Origin of the sequence: Aeromicrobium sp. NPDC092404 (genome assembly GCF_040684095.1) — a bacterium.
In the GTDB taxonomy this organism is placed as follows: domain Bacteria; phylum Actinomycetota; class Actinomycetes; order Propionibacteriales; family Nocardioidaceae; genus Aeromicrobium.
In genome coordinates, this window is record NZ_JBFBFI010000001.1 from 485,035 (window position 1) to 496,981 (window position 11,947).

General features: G+C 68.6%; 10 protein-coding genes and 1 tRNA gene. 7 read left to right on the top strand and 4 right to left on the bottom strand.

The window, feature by feature from the left end:
• Nucleotides 1-2 precede the first annotated feature (2 nt).
• Together AB0N22_RS02520 and aceE are read right to left on the bottom strand one after the other, a co-directional pair.
• Complete coding sequence (locus tag AB0N22_RS02520; RefSeq protein ID WP_364635625.1) at nt 3-1,064, bottom strand: phosphatase PAP2 family protein; 1,062 nt, start codon at nt 1,062-1,064, stop codon at nt 3-5.
• 56 nt (nt 1,065-1,120) lie between these two features.
• Entirely contained in the window at nt 1,121-3,877 is a 2,757-nt protein-coding gene (gene aceE / locus AB0N22_RS02525) for a pyruvate dehydrogenase (acetyl-transferring), homodimeric type (RefSeq protein WP_364635628.1), read from the bottom strand.
• 126 nt (nt 3,878-4,003) lie between these two features.
• Here aceE and AB0N22_RS02530 point away from each other — a divergent pair, with 126 nt between their 5' ends.
• The 4 genes from AB0N22_RS02530 (at nt 4,004) to AB0N22_RS02545 (ending at nt 6,759) form a co-directional block, all read left to right on the top strand.
• Complete coding sequence (locus AB0N22_RS02530; protein ID WP_364635631.1) at nt 4,004-4,390, top strand: DUF3052 domain-containing protein; 387 nt, start codon at nt 4,004-4,006, stop codon at nt 4,388-4,390.
• Nucleotides 4,391-4,432: 42 nt separating this feature from the next.
• Nucleotides 4,433-4,891: a peroxiredoxin gene (locus tag AB0N22_RS02535; RefSeq protein WP_364635634.1), complete on the top strand. Its 459-nt coding sequence runs from the start codon at nt 4,433-4,435 to the stop codon at nt 4,889-4,891.
• Between the two features lie 161 nt (nt 4,892-5,052).
• Nucleotides 5,053-5,126: transfer RNA gene (locus tag AB0N22_RS02540), tRNA-Val, on the top strand.
• A 100-nt stretch (nt 5,127-5,226) separates the two neighbouring features.
• The gene (locus AB0N22_RS02545) at nt 5,227-6,759 is read left to right on the top strand and encodes an adenylate/guanylate cyclase domain-containing protein (protein ID WP_364635637.1); all 1,533 of its coding nucleotides are present in this window, start codon (nt 5,227-5,229) and stop codon (nt 6,757-6,759) included.
• A gap of 18 nt (nt 6,760-6,777) precedes the next feature.
• On the opposite strand, the gene AB0N22_RS02550 is transcribed toward AB0N22_RS02545, so the two are convergent.
• Complete coding sequence (locus AB0N22_RS02550; RefSeq protein WP_364635640.1) at nt 6,778-7,137, bottom strand: hypothetical protein; 360 nt, start codon at nt 7,135-7,137, stop codon at nt 6,778-6,780.
• Nucleotides 7,138-7,250: 113 nt separating this feature from the next.
• The gene (locus tag AB0N22_RS02555) at nt 7,251-7,682 is read right to left on the bottom strand and encodes a CBS domain-containing protein (RefSeq protein ID WP_364635643.1); all 432 of its coding nucleotides are present in this window, start codon (nt 7,680-7,682) and stop codon (nt 7,251-7,253) included.
• A 92-nt stretch (nt 7,683-7,774) separates the two neighbouring features.
• Here AB0N22_RS02555 and AB0N22_RS02560 point away from each other — a divergent pair, with 92 nt between their 5' ends.
• Genes AB0N22_RS02560 through AB0N22_RS02570 form a run of 3 tightly spaced genes read left to right on the top strand, consistent with a single transcriptional unit; the run spans nt 7,775 to nt 11,929 of the window.
• Nucleotides 7,775-8,545: a putative protein N(5)-glutamine methyltransferase gene (locus tag AB0N22_RS02560; protein ID WP_364635646.1), complete on the top strand. Its 771-nt coding sequence runs from the start codon at nt 7,775-7,777 to the stop codon at nt 8,543-8,545.
• Between the two features lie 55 nt (nt 8,546-8,600).
• The gene (locus AB0N22_RS02565; RefSeq protein ID WP_364635649.1) at nt 8,601-9,764 is read left to right on the top strand and encodes a hypothetical protein; all 1,164 of its coding nucleotides are present in this window, start codon (nt 8,601-8,603) and stop codon (nt 9,762-9,764) included.
• A 26-nt stretch (nt 9,765-9,790) separates the two neighbouring features.
• Entirely contained in the window at nt 9,791-11,929 is a 2,139-nt protein-coding gene (locus tag AB0N22_RS02570) for a RecQ family ATP-dependent DNA helicase (protein WP_364639178.1), read from the top strand.
• Nucleotides 11,930-11,947 lie beyond the last annotated feature (18 nt).

Genomic DNA, 11,947 nt, shown 5'->3' on the forward strand with positions numbered 1-11,947 from the left:
GCCTAGATGCTGGGCCCGGTCGTCGCGACCTCGGTGGCCGGTCTGACTCCCTCGACCTCGTTCGCGGCGAGGCGCTTGCGCTTCTGCCGACGGGTGTTGCCGGTGACGAACGCGCCCACGGCGACCGCCAGCCAGCCGATGAACAGGCCGCCGATGTCGTCCGCGATGTAGTGCCAGCCGAGGTAAAGCGTCGCGAGGATCGTGAAGCCGAGATAGGTCCAGGCGGCGGTCCGCACGAGGCGGTTGATGCCCGCGTAGTGGAGGAACAGGCACGCGGTGAAGACGACGGAGACGTGCAGCGAGGCGAAGCCGGCGATGCCGAAGATGGCGTCGCCCTGCGGGTCCTCCTTGAAGTTGAAGGCACCCTTGAACAGCGACATCTGCAACGCGGAGGCGCCGTTCTCCGGCAGGTCGTAGAAGGACTGTGGTTGAAAGAACGCCGGGCCGAGCGACGGCAGGATGTAGTAGCTGATCGTGCCGAGCACCCAGTTGAGGCTGACGGCGGTGGCGTACCAGGCGCCGACCGTGAAGTCGCGGTGCAGCACCAGGACGGCGCCGACCGTGATGGGGACGAACGGCAGGTAGAGGACGTACAGGACCGCAAGCACCTGGGCCATGACCGCGGTGCCGAACACCGAGTGCAGCACCTCGGCGGGGTAGTTGCCGAAGAACAGGAAGTGGTCGAGCGCGGCCAGCTCCCGGTCGTAGTTGACGTCCTCGCGCAGCTCGGGCAGGTAGCTCTTGAGGTTGCGGTAGCTGACGTAGCAGATGTAGAACGACAGCATTCCGGCCGCGACGTAGCCGACCCGCTTCAACGTCCACTCGTCGCGGATGATCGTCCGGACGCCGCCGATGAAGTGCCGGAAGCCGAACCGATGGATCGACTGCGGGACGATGCCGACGGCGAAGATGAGCAGGCCGATCAGCGGCAGCCGCACGTACGCCGGCCCCAGGAATCCCTCGGGATCCTTGAGGCCGACGTCGAGGTGCTGCGAGTAGTAGACCGCAGTCGCCCCCACGGCAAGCGAAAGACACACGGCGAACGTGTAGGGCCAGCGGAACATGACCGCCATCCTATGGCCCTTACCTGAGAGCTTGTCCCGTGGGTTTGGCGGCTGCGTCAGGCGTCGCCACCCTCCTGAGGTACGTCTGCGACGGCGGTCGGATCGTCGATGCGGAACCGGCTGAACGCGTCACGCACCGTCTCGGGCCGGACGGTGCCACGCTGTGCCAGCGTCTGCAGCACCGAGAGGACGATCGACTCCGCGTCGACCTGGAAGGTGCGCCGGGCGGCTGCACGGGTGTCGGCGAAGCCGAACCCGTCGGTGCCGAGCGACTGCCACGGACCGGGCACCCAACGGGCGATCTGGTCGGGCACCGCGCGCATGTAGTCGCTGACCGCGACCGTCACGGCGGACGTCTCCATGAGCTTGGCCGTGATGTAGGGCATCCGGCTGTAGTCGCCGGGGTGGTTGAGGTTCCACTTCTCGGCTGCCACGGCGTCGCGCGCGAGCTCGTTCCACGAGGTCACGGACCAGACGTCGGCCTCGACGCCGTAGTCGGCGGCGAGGATCTCCTGCGCCTTGAGCGCCCACGGCACCGAGACACCGGACGCCATGATGCGCGCGGACGCCTCACCACCGGTGGCCTTGCGGTAGAGGTAGGCGCCCTTGAGGATGCCCTCGACGTCGACCTCCTCCGGCTCGGCGGGCTGGTTGTAGGCCTCGTTGTAGACCGTCAGGTAGAAGATGATGTCCTCACCGTTGGGGAACGACTCGGTGGTGCCGTACATGCGCTCGAGGCCGTACTTCACGATGTGGCTGATCTCGAACCCGTACGCCGGGTCGTAGTGCACGACCGCGGGGTTGGTCTGCGCGATCAGGGGCGAGTGCCCGTCCGCGTGCTGCAGGCCTTCGCCGGTCAGCGTCGTACGACCGGCGGTCGCGCCGATCAGGAAGCCACGGGCCAGCTGGTCGGCCATCGCCCAGATCGAGTCGGCCGTGCGCTGGAAGCCGAACATCGAGTAGAAGAGGTAGACCGGGATCATCGGCTCGCCGTGCGTGGAGTACGCGCTGCCGGCCGCGATCGCCGAGGCCATCGCCCCGGCCTCGCTGATGCCCTCGTGGAGGAGCTGGCCCTTCACGGACTCCTTGTAGGCGAGCAGCAGCTTGCGGTCGACCGCCTCGTACGTCTGCCCGGCCGGGTTGTAGATCTTGGCCGAGGGGAACATCGAGTCCATGCCGAACGTGCGGTACTCGTCCGGGGCGATCGGCACGATGCGGTGTCCGATCTCGGGGTCCTTCATGAGGTCGCGCAACAGGCGTACGAAGGCCATCGTCGTGGCGATCTGCTGCTTGCCGGAGCCCTTCTTGAGCTCGTCGTACATCTGGTCCTCGGGCAGCTTGACGCTGACCGGGTTGACGACGCGCTTGGGCAGCGAGCCGCCGAGTGCCTCGCGGCGGGCCCGCATGTACTGCATCTCCTCGCTGTCCTCGCCCGGGTGGTAGAACGGCGCGATGTCGCTGCCGTCGATCTGGGCGTCGGAGATCGGGATGTTGAGCCGGTCGCGGAACCCCTTGAGGTCGTCCTTGGTCAGCTTCTTCATCTGGTGGGTCGCGTTGCGGCCCGCGAACGACTCGAGCAGCCAGCCCTTGATCGTGTGCGCCAGGATCACGGTCGGCTGTCCCGTGTGCTTCTGGGCGGCGTCGAACGCGGCGTAGACCTTGCGGTAGTCGTGCCCGCCGCGGGGGAGACGTTCGATCTCCTCGTCGGACAGGTGCTCGACCATCTTGCGCAGGCGCGGGTCGGGGCCGAAGAAGTTCTCGCGGTTGTAGGCGCCAGACTCGACCGACAGCGTCTGGAACTCGCCGTCCGGCGTACGGTTCATCTGGTTGACGAGCGCACCGTCGGTGTCGCGGGCGAGCAGGTCGTCCCACTCGCGTCCCCAGACGACCTTGATGACGTTCCACCCGGCGCCACGGAACGTGGACTCGAGCTCCTGGATGATCTTGCCGTTGCCGCGCACCGGGCCGTCGAGCTGCTGCAGGTTGCAGTTGACGACGAACGTGAGGTTGTCGAGCTCCTCGCGCGCGGCGATGCCGATCGCTCCCAGCGACTCCGGCTCGCCCATCTCACCGTCGCCGAGGAACGTCCACACGTGCTGCTGGCTGGTGTCCTTGATGCCGCGGTTGTGCAGGTAGCGGTTGAACCGTGCCTGGTAGATCGAGTTGATCGCGCCGAGGCCCATCGACACCGTCGGGAACTCCCAGTAGTCCGACATGAGTCGCGGGTGGGGGTAGGACGACAGACCGTTGCCCTCGCCGTGCGAGTGCTCCTGCCGGAATCGGTCGAGCTGGGTCTCGTTGAGCCCGCCCTCGAGGAACGACCGCGCGTAGATGCCGGGCGCCGCGTGGCCCTGGAAGTAGATCTGGTCACCGCCACCGGGATGGTTCTTGCCGCGGAAGAAGTGGTTGAAGCCGACCTCGTAGAGGCTGGCCGCCGACTGGTAGGAAGCGATGTGCCCGCCGACGCCGAGGCCCGGGCGGTTGGCGCGCGACACCATGACGGCGGCGTTCCAGCGGATGTAGGCACGAATGCGGCGCTCGATGGCCTCGTTGCCGGGGAACCACGGCTCCCGCTCGGGCGGGATCGTGTTGATGAAGTCGGTGCTGCGCAGCGCCGGCACGCCGACGTTCTGCTCGCGCGCACGCTCCAGCAGCTTGAGCATGACGTAACGCGCACGGCTGCGGCCGCGGCTGTCGATCATCTCGTCGAGCGAGCTGACCCACTCGGAGGTCTCGTCCGGGTCGATGTCGGGCAACTGGGTCGGCAGACCCTCGTGAATGACGGGCGGTCGATCGGGGCCGGATTGCGGCATGCTTGCTCCCTAGAGTCTTGTGGACGTGTCCATCATCCCACCCCGGGTTCGCTACTGTGTTAGCGGCAACAGTGCTGACGAACCTACTTTTCAGTAGGTTTTCCACGAACGTAAGGGGACATCGCGGTGGACGCGGGCAAGCTGGGCTTCAGTCCTGACACCGTCATCCAGGAGCTCGGTTGGGATGAGGACGTCGACGAAGAGCTCCGGGTCGAGATCGAGCGGGTCACCGGCAACAACCTGGTCGACGGGGACCACGGCGACGTCGTCGACGGCGTCATCGTCTGGTGGCGCGACCAAGACGGCGACCTGGTCGACGAGCTCGTCGGCGCTCTCCAGGACCTCGCCGAAGGCGGCTCGGTCTGGTTGTTCACGCCCAAGGTCGGCCGACCCGGGTACGTGCCCGGCGCCGACGTCGTCGAAGCGGCGCCCATCGCGGGTCTGTCGACGACGACCACGGCCTCGGCCTCCGACGACTGGGCCTCGACCCGGCTCACAGCGCACAAGCGCTAGCTCCAGCGGGCACCCGGCCCGGTGGGGTCCTAGGCTCGACGCATGAGCCTCGATGTCGGATCTGTCGCGCCGGACTTCACCCTCAAGAGCCAGCACGGCGAGGACGTGTCCCTCTCGTCCTTCCGAGGGACGAACGTCCTGCTGGTCTTCATCCCGTTCGCGTTCAGCGGCATCTGCTCCGACGAGCTCGCCGCCCTGCGTGACGACGCCGACACGTTCGAGGCGGCACAGACCCAGATCCTGGTGGTCTCGTGCGACCACTTCTTCTCCAACCGCGCGTTCGCCGACCAGCAGGGGCACCCGTTCCCGGTCCTCAGCGACTTCTGGCCGCACGGCGAGGTCTCGAGGGCGTACGGCATCTTCAACGACGAGGTCGGCGTGCCCAACCGCGGCACGTACGTCATCGATCGCGAGGGAGTGCTGAGGTGGATGGTGCAGATGGGAATCGGCGATCAGCGCGATCTCGCCGACTATCGCGCTGCGGTGGCCGAACTTTCCTGAAATCTTCCCAAATCACCTGCGGTCGAACGTGCCCATACGCTTTGATTGAGCTGCCGCGGCTGCCAGGGACCCGAGACCTTGGCAGCCGCGGTTCTGCGTGCCCGGCCTCTTGCTCATGCGGGACCTGCGCGGCGCTTGCGGTATCGTTCCGCTGGTCCTGAGGGCGAATAGCTCAGTTGGTTAGAGCATCCGGTTTACACCCGGAAGGTCGGGGGTTCGAGTCCCTCTTCGCCCACATCGATGGTTGCCCCGACTGCTGTGTGCCCGGGGTCGCAGTCGTTGCGGCATCCGGCCGGTAGGGTCTCGTCCGAGCCCCTCACAGGAACGGAGTTGCCGTGGCAAGCGTGTACCGGCGCGGCAACGACTGGTTGGTCGGTTCGCCGGAGCAGCCCTTCGTCAAGCTGCGGATCCGCGTGCAGGTTCTCCTCACGGTGCTGCTGGTCCTGACGAACGTCATCGGCGCCGGCATCGTCTTCGGACTGACGTTCCTCATCACCCCCGGGGAGGGTCCGTCCACCGCGTATCTCACGGCTCTCGCGATCGCCGTCCCGGTGTACGTCCTCGCGGCCGTGGTGATCGGCGCGAGCACCGTGACGGTCAGTGCCCTGCGGGCGATGCGCTGGGCGCTCGAGGAACGAGAGCCGACCGACGACGAACGTCGTACCGCCCTGCGGCTGCCGCTGCGACTGACGCTGATCCAGTCCCAGCTGTGGTTCGGCGGCGTCATCGTCTTCGGTGTCCTCGCCCTGGTCGTGCAGCCCGAAGGCGCCCTGAGCGCGTTCTTCGCCGTGGGCATCGCTGGCGTCGTGGTCAGCGCCATCGCCTATCTGCTCACCGAGTTCGCGCTGCGCCCGGTGGCGGCACGGGCGCTGGCCGGTCGGTCGAGCACCGATCGGCTCGGCGCCGGGGTGCAACGTCGCATGATCGTGTTCTGGAGCCTCGGCACGGGCGCTCCGGTCCTCGGCCTCGTGGTGGCGGCCGTCGTCGCCCTCACGATCGAGGAGGCGAGCGTCACGCGGCTCGCGTTCGTCGTGGCGGGTCTCGCCGCGGTCGTGCTCGTCTTCGGACTCATGGTGACGGTCCTCAACGCACGAGCCGTCGTCGGCCCCATCAAGGCGGTCCAAGGCGCTCTCACCAAGGTCGGCGAGGGCGACTTCGACGTCGAGGTCCGGGTCGACGACGGCACCGAGCTCGGTCTGCTGCAGGCGGGGTTCAACGAGATGGTGACCGGGCTGCGCGAACGTGAGCAGATCCGTGACCTCTTCGGGCGCCACGTCGGACAGGCGGTTGCGAAGGCGGCTACCTCGGGCGAGGTCGAGCTCGGGGGAGAGACGCGGATCGTCTCGGTCCTCATGATCGACCTGATCGGCTCGACGTCGTACGCGGAGAATCGGCCGCCGAGCGAGGTCGTCGGCATGCTCAACCGGTTCTTCGAGGTCGTCGTGGAAGAGGTCGATCGGCGCGACGGGCTGGTCAACAAGTTCATGGGCGATGCCGTGCTGGCGATCTTCGGCGCACCGGTCGACCTGGACGACCACGCCAGCGCTGCCCTCGCCTCGGCGCGCGTCATCGCCGAACGGCTCCAGACCGAGCTGCCCGAGGTGGGTGCTGGTATCGGCGTTTCGACCGGGCCAGCCGTCGCCGGCAATGTCGGCCACCGCTCCCGGTTCGAGTACACCGTCATCGGCGACGCGGTCAACGCAGCGGCCAGGCTGACGGAGCTGGCAAAAGAGGTTGAGGGACGGGTGCTGGTCGCCGCGGCGAGCGTCTCGGAGGCCGGCGCGGACGAGGGCCGGCACTGGGTCGACCACGAGAGCCTCGTGCTGCGTGGTCGTGACGAGCCGACGGCCACCGCTCGCCTGGCGTGACCTGCCCGCGTACGCCTGTCAGCCGCAGACCGACGCGACGAGGTCACGGACCTGTTGGAACCCGGTAACCTTGACGGACGTGTCGTCCTCGAACTTCGCGACGATAGTGACCGCGGTCGTGCTCGTCAGCTCGTCGAACGCCTTCTGCACGTCGCCGTCGACGAGCGCGACGACGCCGGCCTGGGTGCTCTGCGAGAACCGCACCACGTAGTCGTCGGCGACCAGGCCGCCGACGCGTTCGATGGTGTCCTTGACCTCCGCCGTCGCCCGTTCGCGGTCACAGCGGATGCCTTCGGCGGTGAGTGCCGTGGGCCTTGGGCGGTCCGGTGCCTTGTCAGGGTCCGACGAGCAGCTCGCGAGGACCAGGATGCCCGTCACTGCCAGAGCCGCTGTCCGTCCACGACTCCGCCACGACCGATGCATGGGACCACCGTCCACGACGGAGGGCCGGGCCGCAAGGCCTCGATGGCCCACGGCCCAGCCCCTGTGGATCAGCCGTCGTTGCTCGGTGCGCCCGAGATCGCCTCGACGAGCTCGCCGACCCGCTCCTCCGGCAGGTTCTTCGCCACGTCCGCCTGGCTCACGATGCCGATGAGCTCGTGCCCGTCGATCACCGGCAGGCGACGTACGGAGTGCTCCGTCATGGTGCGCAGCGTCTCCTCGATCGAGTCGTCCGCCCCGATCGTGACGGGCTTGCCGTCGGCGAGGTCACCGGCGGTCTTGGTCGCGGGATCGCCGCCCTCTGCGATGCACTGGACGACGATGTCGCGGTCGGTGAGCATGCCCTTGAGTCGCTGGTCCTCGCCGCAGATCGGGAGGGCGCCGACGTCGAGGTCGCGCATCTTCCTGGCGGCGTCCACCAGGGTCTCGCTGGCGTCCACGCAGTCGACGCCGCCGGTCATGATCTCTCGTGCTGTCGTCATCTCGAATCCTCCCTTGCGTTGTCGCGTTGACCCGGGGCGTACCCACGTGCTCGCCGCGATAACGACCGATCCAGCTGTGAAACCATGCCGTCATGCCCGATTCGCCCGTCGTCGCGCGGCTGCGGGCGGCCGGCAGCGTGTTCGCCGAGGACGAGGCGGCGCTCCTGGTCGCCGAGGCACGCACATCCGAGGAGCTCGAGACGATGGTCGAGCGGCGCGTTGCCGGCCTGCCGCTGGAGGTCGTCGTGGGCTGGGTGGAGTTCTGCGGCCTGCGCATCGGGGTCGAGCCCGGCGTGTTCGTGCCGAGACGCCGTACGGAGGTCCTGGTCCGCGAGGCGGCGGCGCTGGGCCGGGCCGGCGCAGTCGTCGTCGACCTGTGCTGCGGGACGGGCGCGGTCGGCGCGGCGGTGCACGCTGAGCTCGGAGGGGTCGAGCTGTACGGAACCGACATCGAGCCGGCGGCCGTACGGTGCGCTGCCCGCAACCTCGAGCCGCTGGGCGGCTGCGTCTTCGAGGGTGACCTTTACGCCCCGTTGCCGGCCGCGTTGCGCGGGCAGGTGGACCTGCTCGTCGTGAATGCACCGTACGTGCCCACTGACGCCATCGCGTTCATGCCGCCGGAGGCGCGGGAGCACGAGCCGCACGTGACGCTCGACGGGGGACCGGACGGCACCGACGTCCAGCAGCGGGTTGCGGCAGGTGCGGCCGGGTGGCTGGCCGCGGGGGGCCACCTCTTGATCGAGACGAGCCGGGAACAGGCAGCCCGTACGGCCGAGGTGTTCGCCGAGTCGGGACTGACCTCGACAGTACGCAGAGCAGAAGACGTGGACGGAACCGTCGTGATTGGGTCACGCCCACGCTGACGGAGTGCCATGATGCGGCATGCGATTGCGAGAGTGTGTCTTCGGTCTGGTCGGGTTGCTGTGCATCTCGAGCTGCACATCGGGGTCCGACGAGCTGCCCCAGGCAGATCGGACCACAGACACCGTCCGCACCATCGACCCGGCGAAGGCGCCGACGCTGAAGCTCGGCGAGGACCTTGAGATCGTCGCTGATCTGCCGAGCAACCTGGGGGACCAGGACGCAAACTTCCGAGGCTTCACGCCTGACGGACAGCTCCTCGGAACGGTGTCGCTCCCGGAGAAACGGTCCGGCGACGGCGTCGTCGGTGGCGGACTCATCGCGCAGACCCACCCCGTGCTGTATGACGTGGAGACAACGGAGTTCACCGTCCTCGACGAACGCGAGCGCGCGAAGCCGACGCAGGTGCCGACGATCGTGGGCACGCGCGACCACGTGGTGTGGATGGAGACGCCCGAGACCCACATCGCCAGCTCAGCGTTTGCGCTGTACTCGTACGACCGCCGGAGCAAGAAGGTCACCCGTCTGTACAGCGCAATCGACCCTGGTGGCCGAATGGTTGGGGGCGACGATCTGGTGGTCGCCGGCGACACGGTCTACTTCAGCAGATTCGCCTGCTGCCGCGAGCGTGACCGTGGCGACGCCGCGGTCTACTCGGTGCCGGCCGACGGCTCGTCTCCTGCGAAGGTTCTGATCGACGGAGGAAAGTTCGTGACGCTCGCAGGCGACGCCCTGAGGTATGAGGTCAAGGGCGCCGGATTCAGCCGGGACCTCACGACGGGCGAGACGACTCGGCTTCCAGTCAGCCCCCGTGTGAAGGAACCTGGATTCTGCGGAGCGGAGCTCACCGATTCCTTCGAGACCTTGTGCATGGGCGAGCCCGGCGGTGACGAACCTGGCGAGGTGGTGAATCCGGTGCTGACCATCACGGAACACTCGGGCCGGACGACCCGTTTCACTCCGTTCCCCACGGACTCGCTGAACAACCCGGTACCGCACCACGTGGCCCCCGTCGGACCGTGGACAGGTGTCACGATGACCGGCGACGGCGGCGCTGATCGCCGGTTCCTCGTCGACCTCGACTCACGCACGGTGAAGGCCTTTCCTGAGGACAGCTCGTTCGATGAGCTGAATGCCGGCGGGACCCAAGCCCTCGTGAGCATGAACCATGGGACCAAGGCGTGGCGACAGGTCGTCGTGCGGATCCCGCCGCTGAGCTGACGGCGCTGTGGACGGCAAGGGAGCCACTGTCGGCTCGGGCTGACACAGTGGGGGTCATGACTTCGACGAGCACCGAGCTGGACGCCACCACCGCGCTGCGGCGTCTGACGGGTCGCGATGACGCGGTCTTCCACGACGGCCAGCTCGAGGCGATCCAGGCGCTCGTCGACGACCGCCGTCGTGCCCTGGTGGTGCAGCGGACCGGGTGGGGCAAGTCGGCGGTCTACTTCATCGCCACCCTGCTGCTCCGCCAGCGGGGCACCGGGCCGACGCTGCTGGTGTCGCCCCTCCTGGCGCTGATGCGTGACCAGGTGGCCGCAGCCGCACGGGCCGGCGTGCGGGCGGTGGCGATCAACTCCGCCAACCCGCACGAGTGGGAGGACACGCAGGCCAAGCTGGCGGCGGACGAGGTCGACATCCTGCTGGTGTCGCCGGAGCGGCTCAACAACCCCCGGTTCCGTGACGAGCAGCTGCCCGCCCTCATCGACCGGATGGGCATGCTCGTGGTCGACGAGGCGCACTGCATCTCGGACTGGGGCCACGACTTCCGGCCCGACTACCGCCGGCTCGCGGAGCTGATCGGACGACTGCCCGACGACCTGCCCGTCCTCGCGACGACCGCGACCGCCAACGCCCGGGTCGTCACCGACGTGGCCGAGCAGCTGGGCTCGGTCGACCAGGTCACGACGATCAGGGGCTCCCTCGCTCGTACGTCGTTGCGGCTCGGCGTGCTCGAGCTGACCGGGTCCCGTGACCGGCTCGGCTGGCTCCTCAGCCACCTCGCCGAGCTGCCGGGCAGCGGCATCATCTATGCCTTGACGGTCTCGGCGGCGGAGGACACCGCCCGCCTGCTCCGCGAAGGTGGCCACGCGGTGCGCGCCTACACCGGGCGGACCGATCCCGAGCAGCGCGAGGAGCTGGAGCGACAGCTCAAGGACAACGAGCTCAAGGCCCTGGTCGCGACGAGCGCGCTGGGCATGGGATTCGACAAGCCCGACCTCGGCTTCGTGATCCACCTCGGTGCGCCGTCCTCGCCGGTCGCCTACTACCAACAGGTCGGACGTGCCGGACGAGCCACCGACAACGCTGACGTGCTGCTGCTGCCGGGGCGCGAGGACGCCGAGATCTGGCACTACTTCGCCACGTCGTCGATGCCGAGCGAGGAGCGCGCGGCAGCGGTGATCGGTGAGCTCGGCGACAAGCCGCTGTCGACGCCGGCGCTCGAGGCACTCGTCAACATCAGGCGCACGCCGCTGGAGCTGCTCCTCAAGGTGCTCGACGTCGACGGTGCGGTGCGCCGGGTGCAGGGCGGATGGGTCGCGACGGGGCAGCCCTGGACGTACGACCGTGAGCGCTACGAGCGCATCTCGGAGGCACGCGCCGCCGAGCAGCAGTCGATGCTCGCCTACGAGCGGGCTACGACGTGCCGCATGGAGATGTTGCAGCGCGACCTCGACGACCCGACCGCTGCCCCGTGTGGTCGCTGCGACGTGTGTGCCGGGCCGTGGTTCCCGACCGATGTCGCCGACGACGCCGCCCAGGTCGCATCCAGCACGCTCGACAAGGTCGGCGTCGAGATCGAGCCGCGCGCGCAGTGGCCGACCGGCGCCACCCGGCTGGGGGTCGAGGCCAAGGGCAAGATCGCCGAGGACGAGCGCTTCGAGCCCGGCCGAGCGGTGGCCCGCCTGACCGACCTCGGCTGGGGTGGCGTGCTGCGCGAGCTGTTCTCGCCGGGCGTCGAGGACGCGCCCGTGACCGACGAGCTGCTGGGCGCCTGCGTCCGGGTGCTCAAGGACTGGAACTGGGCTCGACGCCCGGCTGCCGTCGTTAGCATGCCGTCGCGGTCGCACCCGCAGCTCGTGGACTCGTTGGCGCGCGGCATCGCCCGGATCGGCCGGCTCGAGGACCTCGGGTCTCTCGACCTGCTCGGCGAGGGCTCTCGTGGCGGACCCGGTGGCAACAGCGCCTATCGGCTCGCCGACGTGTGGGGCACGTTCGGCATCGGTGACGAGCTGGCCGCCGGCCTTCGGGCTCTGGACGGCAAGCCGGTCCTGCTGGTCGACGACCGCGTCGACAGCCGCTGGTCGATGACGGTCGCTGCCCGGGAGCTGCGGCTCCGTGGTGCCGGAGCCGTGCTCCCGTTGGCTCTGGCCGTCGTCGCCTGACCGTCGCCACGCTCAGCG